This is a genomic window from Bradyrhizobium sp. 2TAF24 (assembly GCF_052115025.1).
In the GTDB taxonomy this organism is placed as follows: Bacteria; Pseudomonadota; Alphaproteobacteria; order Rhizobiales; family Xanthobacteraceae; genus Bradyrhizobium_A.
The window spans coordinates 243,321-258,039 of sequence record NZ_JBFRFW010000004.1; the positions used below are offsets into that span (position 1 = coordinate 243,321).

Below are 14,719 nucleotides of genomic sequence, written 5' to 3' on the forward strand. Positions count from 1 at the left end.
ATGCAGACGACACGCAGGACACTCGGCCGGCTCGCGCTCGGCCTGATCGGCGCCACGGCCCTCGCCACCGGCGCCTTCGCCGACGGCGCGCCGAAGCCGTTCGACAATCCCGGCAAGGTCAAGATCGCGCTGGTGCGCTATCTCTCGACCGGCGACTTCTTCCAGTCCTATCTCTCCGGCGTCGAGGCGCAGGCCAAGGCGCTCGGCGTCGACCTGCGCGTGTTCGACAGCCGCCAGGACGCGGCCCTGCAGGCCGACATGGTCGACCAGGCGATCGCGCTCGGCGTCAACGGCATCATCATCCAGCACGGCCTGACCGAGTCGATGAAGGAAGCCGCCGCCCGCGCCGTCAAGGCCGGCATCAAGGTCGTCGCCTTTGACGTCAATGTCGACAACAAGGACATCCCGCAGATCGAGCAGTCCGACCGCGACCTCGCCCGCCTTGCCCTCGAGCAGGCGATCAAGGACAACGGCGAGAGCTTCAAGGCGGGCTATGTCTACGTCGCAGGGATCGCGCCGCTCGACCGTCGCAACGAGACCTGGGTCGGCGTCAAGAAGAAGTATCCGGGCATCAAGGAAGCGGCGATGTTCGGCACCATGGACAACCCGATCGCCAACTCCGTCGCCAACCAGGCGCGCTCGGTGCTGACCGCCAACCCGGACATCACCGTGATGTTCGCGCCCTATGACGAGTTCGCCAAGGGCGTGAAGATCGCCGTCGACGAGGCCGGCCTCTCCACCAAGATCAAGATCTACTCGGCCGACATCTCGACCTCGGACATCGCTGCGATGCGCGAGCCGAACAGCGCCTGGGCTGCGACCGCCGCGACCAACCCGGCCGTCGTCGGCCAGGTCTCGGTGCGCGCCCTCGCCATGCTGCTCGCCGGGCAGGACCCCGGGCACAATGTCGTGGTGCCGCCGACCCTGATCACCCAGGCCCAGCTCAAGAGCGCCGACATCAAGAACATGGAAGAACTCGCGGTGAAGCTGCCGCAGTTCGCCCATGCCGACGTCGCCGTGCCAGCCTGGATCCCGCTGCCGAGCAAGAAGTGAGCGCTGACGCGCTCGACACGCGATCACGCACTTGATTGCTGATCGCGCGCTCTCGGATCGATCAAGCAGAAGGGCGGCCCCATGGGCCGCCCTTTTTGTTTGATCGATGCGTCTCACTTCTGACAGGCGTCATGCGCGGGCTTGACCCGCGCATCCAGCTTTCTCACCGTGCAATGCAAGCTCTTGAAACTGGATCACCGGGTCTCGGCGCTGTCGCGCCGGCCCGGTGATGACGCAGAATACGTAGGCAGCACCTTCTCCCCTCATGGTGAGGAGGCGCGTCAGCGCCGTCTCGAACCATGAGGCCCGTGCCTCGGCCTCATCCTTCGAGATGCCCGCGATGCGGGCTCCTCAGGATGAGGCCGAGTGCGAGGCACGGCTGTTGTTGGCCATGCCGCGCCCCTCGCAACCTCCGCAACGTTACCGCAGCGCTGCGGCGATGTTGCCGCCGTCGACGGTGGTGACGTCGGCGGTGGTGCGCTCGGCCAGCGCATGGTGCAGGAAGGCCTGCGCCACGTCGTCGGCGGTGACTTCCTGGCCCAGCAGGTTGCCGGACATGTAGTCCTTCTCCGACAGGCCGCGCGCCGCGGAGCGGCTGGCGATCATGTCGTTGCTGAGCAGCCCCGAGCGAATGCGATCGGCGTTGACGGCGTTGACGCGGATGCCATCGCTGCCGTGCTCGAGCGCATACTGGCGCGACAGGAACAGCGTCGCCGCCTTGGGCAGGCCGTAGGCGCCGAACCTGGCGCCGGGGTTGACCGCCTGCTTGCTGGCGTTGAACAGCAGCGCGCCGCCGGTGCCCTGCGCCTTCATCACCCGCACCGCGTTCTGCGCCACATGCTGATGGGCGAAGAAGTTGAGCTCGAAGCTCTTGCGCAGCAGGGCGTCGTCGAGGGTCGCGATCGCGCCTTCCCAGGCCGCACCGGCATTCGACACCACGATGTCGACACCGCCGAAGGTCTTGACCGCGGCATCGAACGCCGCTCGCACCGACGCCGGATCGGTGACGTCGCAGGCGACGCCGATGGCGTTGTTGCCGACGCTCTTCGCGACGTCAGCCGCCTTGGCGCCGTCGAGATCGACCACGACGACATGAGCGCCCTCGCGCGCAAACGCTTTCGCGGTGGCAGCGCCGATGGCGCCGGCGCCGCCGGTGACCAGCGCCACCTGCCCGGTGAGGGGCTTGGGCTTGGCGCCGGCGAGCTTGGCCTGCTCCAGCGACCAGTACTCCAGCGAGAACAGGTCGGCACGGCTGAGCGGCTGGAAGCGGCCGACGGCTTCGGCGTCGCGCGCCGCCTCGATCAGCATCTCGCCGACGTCGGCGGCGATCTTCGCATCCTTCAGCGTCCGGCCATGACCGAACATGCCGAGGCCCGGCACCAGCGTCAGGCGCGGCATCGGGTCGAGCATGGTGCGCTTGATGTCGTCGTTGGCATCGTTGTCGTTGAAGTACGCCGTATAGGCCTTGACGTAGGCCGCGGTGCGCTCGTCGATGATCTTGCGGAAATCGCCGAGCTTGTCGGCCTCCGGCGCCGGCAGGATCATCGGCCCGGTCTTGATGCGGATCGACAGATCCGGCGTCGACACGCCGCGGGCAAGGATATCCTCGGCCTGCGCGGAATTGACGAACTCCAGCACCTGCGGCGAGGTGCGGAATTCGCTCACCATACGGTCGAAACGGCCTTCGCCGCGATCCACCGCGACGGCGCCGCGCAGCATCGAGGCGATCTCCTCGGGCTTGGCAAGCTTGCCCGGCAGCGTGACGGGCGTCAGCGGGCTGCGGCGCGTGCGCACATGCTCCTCCGCCAGCGTGACGTAATGGATCATGCGGCCATAGGCTTCCTTGGCGGTGTCGCCGAAGGTGAAGATGCCGTGCTTGTCGAGGATCAGGCCCTCGACGCTCGGATCCTGCTCGTAGATCTCCGCCGCGGCCTTGGCGAGGTCGAAGCCCGGCATGATGTAGGGCACGAAGCCCATCTTCGGGCCGAACACGGCGTCGGCGATCGGCCTGGTGTCGGGCTGGTCGGCAATCGCAAGGATCGCGGTCGAATGGGTGTGGTCGACGAACTTGTGCGGGAGGAACGCGTGCAACAGCGTTTCGACCGACGGATTGGGCGAGGACGGATCGATGAGGTTGGCGCGCTGCAGCGCCACCATGTCCTCGTCCGACAGGCGGTCGAGCTTGCGCGCTTTCAACAGCGCGCCGAGCTTCACCGCGGGCAGGCCCTGCGGCTCGATGATGCCCATGTCCCAGCCGCTGCCCTTGACGCACAGCACATCCCAGCTGTCGCCAACGAGATCCGTGACCGTGGTCTTCAGCGAGGTATTGCCGCCGCCATGCAGCACGAGGCGCGGATCGCCACCGAGCAGCCGCGTGGTGTAGACCCGCAGCGCGAGATCGCGGCTGACACCCTTCTTGGCATATTGCGCGACGATGGCCTCCGCATCGCTGTCGCGCCAGAGATTCTCCATACCCTTCACTCCTTGAGCATCAATGGCGGCGGAACACGCTCCACCGCCTCATTCATCCAGATGGTTCGATGTCACGCCGCCGGTCGCGTCAGTCCTTCCGCGCGCCAGCGCTCGAGCAGCCGCCGCGCCAGCGCGGCAGTGACGATCAAATGCGAAGCGAAGCCGCCCTTGAGCGCGGCGGTCAGCGCCTCGAACTTCTCCTCCTGCTGCACCACCAGCATGCGGCGCGGAATCGCCCGCAGCGAGGCGAGATCGGCGGAGATGCAGCGGCGGTTGTGGTCGCAGTCGAGCAGCTGGCCGTCGGCGTCGATGAGCTGGCCGGCGATGACGCCGGCGGCGCCCACCTCGCCCATCGCCAGCATCTCGGCGGCCGTGAGCGCGCCGCACATCACGAGATGGCTGTCGGCCTCGATGCCACCGACCGAGTACAGCGCGAGCGCGCAGTCGGCGATGGTCGCGAGCTGCTCCTGGATCACCGGCTCGCGGCGCAGCTCGTCGGCGAGGCGCTGCGAGCTCAGCACCAGCGGCGCATAGAAGTTCATGCCCTTGGCGTTGAGACGCCGGGCGATTTCGGTGGTGCACTGGTCCGGACGGTAGGCATAGGGCGCGCCGAGATTGCCGCACAGCTGCACCACGGTGACGTCCTGCAGGTCGGCAAACGGCATGACGTCGGCGATCTGGTAGACGGTGTTGCCCCAGGCGATGCCGATGCGGTCGCCGGTCTTGATCAGTTCGAGGAACACAGCTGCGGCGAGCACCGGCATGTCGGCTGAGGGGTCGCGCGCCTTCTTGTCGTCCGGCACCACCCACACCGCGTCGAGGCCGACGGCGTCCTCGAGCTCGCGCGCCAGCACGTCGTCGGCGAACAGCTGGGTCGAGGTGGAGATGTTGACGATGCCCGTCTCGCGGGCGCGGCGCAGATACATCGCCACCGAGGCGCGCGAGATGTCGAGGTGCTTGGCCACCTCGTCCTGCCGCAGACCATGCATATAATAGAGCCAGGCGGCCTTGTGCATGATCCGGTCGGTCGCGCGGATGGCCATGGTCTCCCTTCCCTGTGTGCTTTTAGACATTATTCACGCGAGTTGACAAAAGTCAATTCCACGTCACGCGACGGAAATAAATCAAATAAATCAATTAAATAAGAATTGGATCGCAATGCCCCAGCGGGTCATGCGGCATCGCCGGACGCTTCGAGCGGCGTCGAAGCACCCGCGCGCCAGCCCCTGCTACGCCTCCTGCCGTCGCCGCGGTCACAGCGTCCGCGGCACGCCCCAACCGAGACAGGAGATCCGACATGACCAGAGATACGCAGGACGGCTTCGTGGTGACCGCGCTCTGGGAGGCCAAGCCCGGCGAGGAAGCGGCGATCGCCGACATCCTCGCCCGCTTCGTGCCGCAGATGCGCAGCGAGCCCGGCACGCTGAGCGTCACCGTGCATCGCGCCCGCGCGACACCCGCCCGCTACTTCCTCTACGAGGTGTTCCGCGACGAGGCCGCCTATGCCGAGCACCAGCAGACGCCGCACTTCAAGCAGCTCATCGTCGAGCAGGCGCTGCCGCGGCTCGCGACCCGTGAGCGCACCCAATACGAAGTGCTCTGACGCCAAGACAGCCGCCCCACGGTCTCGGCGGGAACGATGGACGGCTGCCGGCTTGGCTGCTAAGACCAATTTATGTCCAAAGCTGCCAAGCCTCGCTCTGTCGTCTTCGTGCTCTATGACGGCGTCCAGCTGCTCGATGTCGCCGGCGCGGCGGAGGTGTTTGCGCTGGCCGGCCAGCTCTCGGGCCAGCCGGCCTATGAGCTGTCTTTCGTCAGCGCGCGGGGGCTGGTGACGTCATCCGCCGGGCTGCCGCTCGGCGGCGCGCCGCTCGACGCGGCCCCCAAAACGATCCACACCCTGGTGATCCCCGGCGCGACCGAGGCGCCGCTGCGCGCGGCGCTACGCGACCGCGCACTGATGGGCTGGATCGCGCGCGCGACCCGCCGCAGCACCCGCGTCGTCTCGGTATGCTCGGGCGCGTTCATGCTCGGCGCGCTCGGCCTGCTCGCCGGCCGCCGCGCCACCACCCACTGGCTGGCGCTCGACCAAATGGCGCGCGCGTTCCCCGACACGACGGTGGAGCGCGAGGCGCTGTTCGTCGAGGACGGCCATGTCTGGACCTCGGCCGGCGTCACCACCGGCATCGACCTCGCGATGGCGATCGTCGGCCGCGATCTCGGTGCCGACGTGCCGCTCGCCATCGCGCGCATGCTGGTGCTGCACCTGGTGCGGCCGGGCGGCCAGTCGCAATTCTCGACGCCGCTGTCGCTGCAGGCCCGGCCGGGCCCCGACCTCGGCCGCTTGATCCCGTGGCTGGAGACGCGCCTCGACGACGACGTCAGCGTCGCGGCGATGGCGGACGCCATGGGCATGAGCGAGCGCACGTTCCACCGCCGCTGCCGCGACGTGTTTGGCCTCGCGCCCGGCAAGCTGCTCGCCGAGCTCCGCCTCGACCGCGCCCGCACGCTGCTCGGCGACGACGCCATTCCCGTGAGCACGGTGGCGGCGCGCGCCGGCTTCTCCGACGCCACCGCATTCAGCAAGGCGTTCGCCAAGCGCTATGGCGCCTCGCCCTCGAGCTATCGCCGCGCGTTCGCACAGGCGGCACAAAACGCCTGACACGCTGGCAGCAATGGCCATGTATTTGTCATGGTCCGTGGCGGACCCCGCCTTCATCATCCCTGCATCACATGGCGCATAGCGGCTGCGCGCAAGGGAGACCCCGATGAAGTTCGCATTCCTGCTCTATGATGGCATGACCGCCCTCGATCTGATCGGTCCGCACGAGATCCTGAGCCGGCTGCCCGGCGTCGAGGCGGTGCGGGTGGCGAAGCATGCGGGCCCGATCCACACCGACACCAGCATGACACTGACCGCGGACGCCGGCTTCACCGATGTGAGGCGTGCCGACCTCCTGCTGGTGCCCGGTGCCGGCAATGCCACCGCGATGCAGGACGATCCGGCAACGCTCGACTGGGTGCGCCGCATCGACACCACCACGCGCTTCACCACGTCGGTATGCACCGGCAGCCTCATTCTCGGCGCCGCCGGACTGCTGCAGGGGGTGCGCGCCACCTCGCACTGGGCAGCGCTCGATCGCTTGACCGCATTCGGCGCGACGCCGGTCAGCGCGCGTATGGTCGAGGACGGCAAGATCGTTACCGGAGCCGGGGTCGCCGCCGGCATCGACATGGCGCTGGCGCTCGCGGCGCGGATCTCCGGCGAGCGCGTGGCGCGCACGCTGCAGCTCGCGATCGAGTACGATCCCGATCCGCCGTTCGACAGCGGCCATCCTGCGAAGGCCGACCCGGCGCACGTGACGGCCTTGCGCGCCCTGATGTCGGCCGCGTTCGTCCCACCGCCGCTTGCGACCGCCGCGGACGCGTAACCGCGGACCTCAGCGCGCCGCCGCGGCCTGCGCTTGCGCGGCGCCAGACCGCAGATAGAACACGATCAGCCACACCGCATAGCCTGCGATCATCACCGTCTGGATCCAGTAGGCCGTGGTCGGCGCGCCGTTCAACACGCTGCGCAGCGCATCGGAGATGTTCACTGCAGACAGGCCAAGCACCGTGACAGAGATCGCGACCAGTGCCGCCGGCACGGTCGGCCGGTGCTGCGCTGCCGCATAGAACAGGCAGGCGTAGGTGAAGGCGCAGAACGAAATGATCTTGTCCTGATAGGCGTAGAACGGCACGTCGTAGTAGACGAACAGCACGGGCACCTTGAAGCCGGTGAAATGCGCCACCGCCATGCAGCAGAAATAGACGACGCCCGCCAGCAGCGAAACGTTCAGGATTCTGTCGTTGAGCGTCATGAGTACGATCCTCGTCGCAGTCCGAAAAACGGATCGGCATGATCGCGCCCGGCGCCAGACACGCCAGTGGCGAAAGCGACAAAGATCAGGTCATATGTGACACATGCGCACAAAGACTCCGATCCGCATCGCCCTTGTCGCCTATCCCGGCGTGACGCTGTCCGCGCTGCATGGCCTCTCCGACATGATCGCCAAGGCCGACGAACTGGGACGGGCCGCGGGTGCCCCGGAGCTGATGGCCGTGCAGCTCGCCTCCGAGCAAGTCGGCGCCGAAACCTTCGCGGCACTCGACGCCGTGGTGCTGCCGCCGAGCGCGGTGAACGGCGACCCGCCTGCGGATGCAACGCTGCTCGACTGGCTGCGCGCCCAGCACCGCGCGGGTGCAGTGATCGCCTCAGTGTGCGTCGGCGCTTTCGTGCTCGCACGCACCGGGCTGCTCGACGGCCGCCGTGCCACCACCCACTGGGCGCTCGGTGAGCAGCTTGCGGCGCTGTGTCCGCGTGCCCGGATCGAGACCGAGCGGCTGCTGATCGACGACGGCGACATCGTCACCGCGGCCGGCCTGCTGGCCTGGGTCGATCTCGGCCTGCACCTGATCGAGCGCTTTCTCAGCCCCGCGATCATGCTCGACGTCGCGCGCCACTTCCTGGCCGATCCGCGCGGCCGCGAGCAGCGCTTCTACAGCCCGTTCGCGCCACGGCTGAACCATGGCGACGCTGCGGTGCTGAAAGCGCAGCACTGGCTGCACGGCGCCTTCGCCGGCCGGGTCAGTGTTGCGGAAATGGCCGCGCAGGCCGGCCTTGGCGGCCGCACCTTCCTGCGCCGGTTCCAGAGCGCCACCGGGTTGCGGCCGACCATCTATCTGCAGCAGTTGCGCGTGAGCAAGGCACGCGAACTGCTGGAACTGTCGCGGCAACCGCTGAGCCAGGTCGCCTGGCAGACCGGCTACGAGGACGCCGCCGCCTTCCGCAAGGTGTTCCAGCGCGCACTCGGGCTGACGCCCGGCGAATATCGCCGCCGCTTCGGGATCGCAGCCTGAGCACGACGCATTCGCCGCGCGGCGCTGCCCTTTTCGTCACCGGTCAGCCATGGGGAGCCCGACATGGGAACCCCGGATGGCCCCGGCGGCGGCTGTTAAAACTTCTGCAACCATAGTCCGCCAAGGTGCCAGCCGAGAGGCTATGATGAGAACCTGGGCCGGCTATTCCGTTGCCGCAGCACTGCTGCTGGGCCTGCCCCTTGCGTTGTTCGCAACCGGTCAGGCCGAGAACCCCGCCGCCGTACGCGCGAGCTACCGCCGTCCGGCCGCGATCCCGTTTCCCGACAGCAACCCCTTCAGCAACGCCAAGCACGCGCTCGGTGAAAAGCTGTTCTTCGATCCGCAGCTGTCGGGCTCGAAGACGATCTCCTGCGCAACCTGCCATGATCCGGCGCGCGCCTGGAGCGACAACCTCCCGCATGCGGTCGGCGTCAAGGAGATGGCGCTACGCTCGCCCACCCTGATCGACGTCGCCTTCACCGAGCCGCTCGGCTGGGACGGCAAATTCGCCGATCTGGAATCGGTCACGTTCGGTCCGCTGAGCAGCGCGGCCAACATGGACATCACCGAACAGGAACTGATCAAGCGCCTCACGACAGCACCGGGCTATGCCGATGCCTTCACGCGGGCGTATGGCGACGCCAAGGTGACGCGGCCGCGGATCGAGCAGGCGCTCGCCACCTTCGAGCGCACCATCACGGCAGGTGAAGCGCCGTTCGACCGCTGGATCATGGGGGATGAAAGCGCCATCGGCGCGCAGGCCAAGCGCGGCTTCGCGCTGTTCAACGGCAAGGCGCACTGCGCGGCGTGCCACAACGGCCCGTCCTTCACCGACGGTTCGTTCCACGACATCGGCACCGCCGAGGGCGACGACATTGGACGCGGACAGATATTCCCGACCTCGGTCAAGCTGCGCTATGCGTTCAAGACGCCGACGCTGCGCGACGCCGCGAAGCGGCCGCCCTACATGCACAACGGCTCGGCCGCGACACTGCAGCAGGTCATCGATCTCTATGACAAGGGTGGCATCGACCGTCCCAGCCGGTCGCCGGAGATCAGGCCGCTCGGTCTGACGCCGGATGAGAAGGCCGATCTGATTGCCTTCCTGCAGACGCTTTCCGGCGCGCCTGCGACACCGAACGCACCGCCGCCGCTGCGCTGACGGCCGTCGAAGCGGCCGATCGCGCGACGCGCCGTTCAGGGCATGTGCGGCAGGATCGCACCGATGCCGCCGAACCCCGCAATCAGCAGCCAGCCCATGCAGCCGACAACGGCATCCGAGCGCATGGCCTGCGCAAGGCGCGCAGCCGCAGCGTTACGACAATTCTTTGCAATGTTGATGATCTCGACCATCGGCCTGCTCCACAATGACGGAGCCTGACTACGTGATGCGCATTCAGGACCGATGAGTCCGATCGCTAAAATTCGAGACATCCATCATTGAGCGCTGCGCGAGCGCCCGGCGCGCTCGGTGAAATGATACCGCAAGCGACACGTTCCTTGATCTCCAGCCGCTTTGCGCCAGCACGATTGCACCGCGGTATCTGCTTGCGACAGCAGATTTTTCGCACGTCGCCAAGTGGTGGCCAGCATTAACCACAAAACCACACCATGAAACTCAACGATCGAAAGTTAAATCAAATCCAGTTATAATTAATCGAAAATAAACGCTGTGGTTGAAGTTTAATGACGAGTGATAATTCACTAACTGTTAACCATGGCGCGCGACGGGTCGGATTCAAATTCAGCACGGGGCCATCGCTCGCAAGGCTGGTTCTGACCGCGCTATTCTGCGTCGCCGGGATGCGCACAGCCGACGCCCATGTGAAATGGTTCTGCGCCTACGACGTCGCCGGGCAACCGCGCGGGCTGGAAAACGTCCTTTGTCAGGACTTCGAGCTGCTGCTCGGCATCGCGCTGTTCTGGCTGCTGATGGGATGCCTGGTCGAGCGGAGCTTCATCGGTGACGCGATGACCCGCGCCCTCAACGCGGCGACCCACCGCATCATGCTCAACACCGAACTGATCGTCCGCGCGGTGTGCGGCTTCTTCCTGATTTCCATTTGGGCGACCGGCGGTATCATCCTAACCCCCGAGCTGAAGACGACGTCGACCATCGTTCCGACCATCCAGCTCCTCACCGCGGCGGGGCTGCTGTGGCGGCGCACGATGCCGCTGTCCGCGCTCGGGATCGTGGTGCTGTTCGGCATCGCCGTGCACGACTACGGCGCCTTCCACCTCGCCGACTACCCGATCTTCCTCGGCGTCGCCGCCTACCTCGCCCTCACCGGGTTGCAGAAGGACCTGTTCGGGGTGCGGCCGCTGGACGTGGTGCGGATCGCGACCGGCATCACGCTGATGTGGGCCTCGATCGAGAAGTGGGCCTATCCGGAGTGGAGCTTCCCGATCTTCATCGAGCATCCGGCACTCACTTTCGGCTTCAGCGCCGAATTCTACATGCGCGCCGCGGGCATGGTCGAGTTCGTGCTGGCCTTCGCGCTGATCTGGACGCCGCTGGTGCGCCGCGTCGCGGCCATCATCCTGGCCGGCATGTTCATCAGCGCGTGCTTCGAGTTCGGCAAGCTCGACACCATCGGCCATTCGGCGATCATCGCGGTGCTGTTCGCGATCATGGCCGACGACCGCGTCCAGGTCGGCGACCGCCGCCATCCGATCCTGGCGCCGCTCAGCATGAGCGCGGCGCTGGTGGCGACCCTGCTGGTCTACTATGTCGGGCACGCCGCGCTGTTCAGCACGGCCGTGCTGTAGCGCCCCCGGCGCGCGCCGACGACGACCGCCGCCGTCACTTGACGTGAACGAGCAACTTCATCTTGGGATGGATCGCGCACAGCACGGTGAAATCGCCGACCGCCGTGAACGTGACATCAAATTTGCTGCCCGGCTGCTGATCACCGGAATCGAACTTGAATGCGCTGGCGTTCAAATAGATGTGATGGAGCAGGTCGCCGTCATCGTTAACGAACTGTAAAGTTTCGCCGCGCTGGATCGCGACCTCGCCCGGCTTGAATTCCCGGTTCTTCTGCGAAATGACGTGGGGCGCGGCGCCGATGGCGACGCCGGCCAGCAGCCCCGCGGCCGTCACCACGGCGAGGTGAATGCCCGTCGTTTTGCCGAGCTGAAGCCGCCGCGCCCATTGCCGCATCATTCACCCTCTCTCACGGTCAATCCTGCACGCGCGAGACGTTGCGGCCCTGCGCACGGGTCGTGGAACTATACCGAAAGCGGGTAAGAAAGCCTTAACGATCACGCAATCGATCGCAGCAATTAACAACGGCAATTTAAGAGAAAGCCGCCACATTACCGCCGCGCGTAAGTGCCGGGCATTATCCGGCGGCGCCCAGGTCAAGATGTTAATGTAAAGTAGCTGAATGCGTTCGCCGATTGTCGATAGAGCAGATGGTAGCGCCGCCGCTCGCCTGACGGGCCGCTGGCTGCCGCGTCTCGTCACGACGTTCAGCACCATTCGCAGCCAGATCCTGATCGCCTGCCTTGCGATGTGCATCATCACCGCGGTGATGGGAACCTACGCGACGCTTGGCATCCGCCATGCCGGCGAGCTGGTGGCCAAGACGTTCGACGAATCGCTGATGTCGATCAACTATGCCCGCGCCGCGGCGGCCGACTTTTCCGCCATGCGCGCCGCCTTCGCGCGCAGCCTGGCGACCGACGACCCGGCGGTCCGCAAGGCGCTCAACGAAGAGATCGCCTCGCTCGCCAAAACCCTCACCGAGGACCTGTCGATCGCCGCCGAGCGCTCGCAGTCCGCCCGTGCCGCCGCCGCCGCCCGCAAGGCGCAGGATGCCGCGACCGCCTGGGAGAAGCTGCACCTCAAGGCGCTCGGCGGCCCCGAGGCCGCAAGCGGTGGCGCCGTCCTGATCAGCGACGTCGACCAGTATTCCAAGATCGTCGATCAGGAAGTCGAGCTGCTGGTCAACTACACCGCGGGCGACGGCTTCCTGTTTCGCCAGCGCGCGCTCGCCGCCATCGACAAGGAGCTGCGCCTCAATCTCGCCGGCCTCGCCACCGCGCTGCTGCTGTCCGGCCTGATCGCCTGGCTGCTGTCGCGCCGGATCATCCGGCCGGTCGCTGTGGCCTCCGCAGCCGCCCGCGGCATCGCCGATGGCGATCTCGAAACCCGCATTCCCGCCGGCGGCAACGACGAGCTGGGAATGCTGCTCAAGGCCATGGGCGTGATGCGCGACAACATCCGCGCCATGATGGAGCGGGAGATCGCCCAGCGGCGCTCCGCCCAGGCCCGCCTTGCCGATGCCCTCGAGAGCTCCCGTGAAGGCGTCGTGATGCTCGACGCGGACGGCAAGATCGCACTCGCCAACGCCCAGGCCTGCGAGTTCATCGACGGCTCACCGCAGCTGCTGTATCCGGAGCTGCTGTCGCCCGAGCAGACCCCGGACACCGCACCGAGCAGCGCCGACGCCGAGACCGCGAGCGAGGCCCGGCTGCCGGACGGGCGCTGGCTGCGCGTCAGCCGCAGCACCACCCAGGAAGGCGGCTCGATCATCGTCTACGGCGACATCACCGCGCTGAAGCAGCAGGAAGCCCAGCTGCACGCCACCAACCTGCGGCTCGACGCGGCGCTGGAGAACATGTCGCAGGGGCTGTGCCTGTACGACCGCGAGGCGCGGCTGCAGGTGGTCAATCGCCGCTTCTGTGAGATTTTCGGCCTCGATCTCGCCCGGGTTCGATCAGGCATGACATTCGCCGAGGTGCTCGATCTCAGCGTCACCGCCGGCAACCATGCCGACCAGAGCGCCGAGGACCTGCTCGCGGACCACCAGCGCATCGTGCAGAACGAGGCAGGCAGCTACTTCCTGCAGCTCAGCGACGAACGCATCGTCGCGGTCACCTACCGGCCGACGGCCGATGGCGGCTGGCTGATCACCTATGAGGACGTCACGGAACAGCGCAAGGCGGAATCCCAGATCGCCTTCATGGCCCGCCACGATGCCCTGACCAAGCTGCCCAACCGTTCGATGCTCGCCGAGCGCATCGAGCAGGCGATCGCCCAGGCCGGGCGCGGCTCGAACTTCGCGGTGTTCTGCCTCGACCTCGACAACTTCAAGCAGGTCAACGACACGCTGGGACATCCGGTGGGCGACGAGTTGCTATGCGCCGTCGCCGACCGGCTGCGCGCCTGCGTCCGCGAGGTCGACACCGTCGCCCGCCTCGGCGGCGACGAGTTCGCCATCATCCAGTCCGGCATCGAGGCGCCCGAGGATGCGGCGCGCCTCGCCCGCCGCATCGTCGAATGCGTCGGCCAGCCCTACGAGTTCGGCGAGCAGCGCATCGTGATCGGCTGCAGCGCCGGCATCTCGCTGGCGCCGGGCGACGGCACCTATGGCGAGAAGCTGCTGAAGAACGCCGACGTCGCGCTGTACCGCGCCAAGACCGACGGCCGTGGCACCTGGCGTTTCTTCGAGCCGGAGATGGACGCCATCCTGCAGGAGCGGCGCGCCATTGAGCTCGACCTGCGCGAGGCGATGGAGCGCGACCAGTTCGAGCTGTTCTACCAGCCGCTGTACGATCTCAGCCTCAACGAGATCTGCGGCTTCGAAGCGCTGCTGCGCTGGCGTCATCCCGTCCGCGGCCTGGTCTCGCCGGATCAGTTCATCCCGATCGCCGAGGAAATCGGACTGATCATCCCGCTCGGCGAGTGGGCGCTGCTGCATGCCTGCGAACAGGCGGTGACCTGGCCGAACGAGCTCAAGGTCGCCGTCAACATCTCCGCGGTCCAGTTCCGCAGCCCGCGCCTGATCGAGGCCGTTGCCGATGCGCTGGCCATCTCCCGCTTGCCGGCGCGCCGGCTCGAGCTCGAAATCACCGAGTCGGTGCTGCTCGCCAACAGCGCCGAGACGCTGGCGACGCTGCACGAGCTGCGCGCGCTGGGGCCGCGCATCGCGCTCGACGACTTCGGCACCGGCTATTCGTCACTGAGCTACCTGCGCAGCTTCCCGTTCGACAAGCTGAAGATCGACCGTTCCTTCGTCAAGGACGCCACCACGACGGATGGATCGGACCTCATCGTGCGGGCCATCATCAGCCTCGGCAAGAGCCTCGGCATGCGCACCACGGCCGAAGGCGTGGAGACGGTCGAGCAGTTGAACCGGATGCGCGCCGAGGGCTGCAGCGAAGCCCAGGGCTTCCTGTTCAGTCCGCCGGTGCCGGCCACCGAGCTCGCGTCGGTGATCATGGCGTGGCACAGCGGCCCGCGCAGCCGCACCGTCACACGGATCAAGGTCTCCTGAGGCCACGCACG

General features: G+C 67.0%; 13 protein-coding genes. 8 read left to right on the forward strand and 5 right to left on the reverse strand.

Annotation, left to right across the window (positions count from 1 at the left end; translation table 11 throughout):
• Positions 1 to 1,053, forward strand: a complete 1,053-nt coding sequence (locus AB4Z37_RS08985; RefSeq protein WP_441516363.1) for a substrate-binding domain-containing protein — start codon at positions 1 to 3, stop codon at positions 1,051 to 1,053.
• Positions 1,054 to 1,473: 420 nt separating this feature from the next.
• Here AB4Z37_RS08985 and AB4Z37_RS08990 read toward each other — a convergent pair whose 3' ends face one another.
• Positions 1,474 to 3,525, reverse strand: coding sequence for a bifunctional aldolase/short-chain dehydrogenase (locus tag AB4Z37_RS08990; protein WP_441516364.1), 2,052 nt, complete (start codon positions 3,523 to 3,525; stop codon positions 1,474 to 1,476).
• Positions 3,526 to 3,596: 71 nt separating this feature from the next.
• Positions 3,597 to 4,568 (reverse strand): sugar-binding transcriptional regulator, encoded by a 972-nt coding sequence (locus AB4Z37_RS08995; RefSeq protein ID WP_441516365.1) that lies wholly within the window; start codon positions 4,566 to 4,568, stop codon positions 3,597 to 3,599.
• A 254-nt stretch (positions 4,569 to 4,822) separates the two neighbouring features.
• Here AB4Z37_RS08995 and AB4Z37_RS09000 point away from each other — a divergent pair, with 254 nt between their 5' ends.
• The 3 genes from AB4Z37_RS09000 to AB4Z37_RS09010 all read left to right on the forward strand — a co-directional run bounded on the left by AB4Z37_RS09000 (position 4,823) and on the right by AB4Z37_RS09010 (position 6,956).
• Complete coding sequence (locus AB4Z37_RS09000; protein ID WP_441516366.1) at positions 4,823 to 5,128, forward strand: putative quinol monooxygenase; 306 nt, start codon at positions 4,823 to 4,825, stop codon at positions 5,126 to 5,128.
• A gap of 72 nt (positions 5,129 to 5,200) precedes the next feature.
• Positions 5,201 to 6,187: a GlxA family transcriptional regulator gene (locus AB4Z37_RS09005; protein ID WP_441516367.1), complete on the forward strand. Its 987-nt coding sequence runs from the start codon at positions 5,201 to 5,203 to the stop codon at positions 6,185 to 6,187.
• A 106-nt stretch (positions 6,188 to 6,293) separates the two neighbouring features.
• Complete coding sequence (locus AB4Z37_RS09010; RefSeq protein ID WP_441516368.1) at positions 6,294 to 6,956, forward strand: DJ-1/PfpI family protein; 663 nt, start codon at positions 6,294 to 6,296, stop codon at positions 6,954 to 6,956.
• Between the two features lie 9 nt (positions 6,957 to 6,965).
• Here AB4Z37_RS09010 and AB4Z37_RS09015 read toward each other — a convergent pair whose 3' ends face one another.
• A complete protein-coding gene (locus AB4Z37_RS09015) occupies positions 6,966 to 7,385 on the reverse strand; it encodes a hypothetical protein (RefSeq protein WP_441516369.1) in 420 nt (139 codons plus the stop codon).
• Positions 7,386 to 7,488: 103 nt separating this feature from the next.
• On the opposite strand from AB4Z37_RS09015, the gene AB4Z37_RS09020 reads away from it, so the two are divergent.
• Together AB4Z37_RS09020 and AB4Z37_RS09025 are read left to right on the forward strand one after the other, a co-directional pair.
• Positions 7,489 to 8,424 carry a GlxA family transcriptional regulator gene (locus tag AB4Z37_RS09020; RefSeq protein ID WP_441516370.1) on the forward strand — a complete coding sequence of 312 codons (936 nt, stop codon included), beginning with the start codon at positions 7,489 to 7,491 and terminating at the stop codon, positions 8,422 to 8,424.
• A 145-nt stretch (positions 8,425 to 8,569) separates the two neighbouring features.
• The gene (locus AB4Z37_RS09025) at positions 8,570 to 9,586 is read left to right on the forward strand and encodes a cytochrome-c peroxidase (protein ID WP_441516371.1); all 1,017 of its coding nucleotides are present in this window, start codon (positions 8,570 to 8,572) and stop codon (positions 9,584 to 9,586) included.
• A gap of 35 nt (positions 9,587 to 9,621) precedes the next feature.
• Here the strand turns inward: AB4Z37_RS09025 and AB4Z37_RS09030 are convergent, their stop codons facing one another.
• A complete protein-coding gene (locus AB4Z37_RS09030; protein ID WP_441516372.1) occupies positions 9,622 to 9,777 on the reverse strand; it encodes a hypothetical protein in 156 nt (51 codons plus the stop codon).
• A gap of 450 nt (positions 9,778 to 10,227) precedes the next feature.
• On the opposite strand from AB4Z37_RS09030, the gene AB4Z37_RS09035 reads away from it, so the two are divergent.
• Positions 10,228 to 11,193: a hypothetical protein gene (locus AB4Z37_RS09035; protein WP_441516373.1), complete on the forward strand. Its 966-nt coding sequence runs from the start codon at positions 10,228 to 10,230 to the stop codon at positions 11,191 to 11,193.
• Between the two features lie 34 nt (positions 11,194 to 11,227).
• On the opposite strand, the gene AB4Z37_RS09040 is transcribed toward AB4Z37_RS09035, so the two are convergent.
• Positions 11,228 to 11,590, reverse strand: coding sequence for a methylamine utilization protein (locus AB4Z37_RS09040; RefSeq protein ID WP_441516374.1), 363 nt, complete (start codon positions 11,588 to 11,590; stop codon positions 11,228 to 11,230).
• 223 nt (positions 11,591 to 11,813) lie between these two features.
• Here AB4Z37_RS09040 and AB4Z37_RS09045 point away from each other — a divergent pair, with 223 nt between their 5' ends.
• Positions 11,814 to 14,708 (forward strand): EAL domain-containing protein, encoded by a 2,895-nt coding sequence (locus AB4Z37_RS09045; RefSeq protein WP_441516375.1) that lies wholly within the window; start codon positions 11,814 to 11,816, stop codon positions 14,706 to 14,708.
• Positions 14,709 to 14,719: the final 11 nt, after the last annotated feature.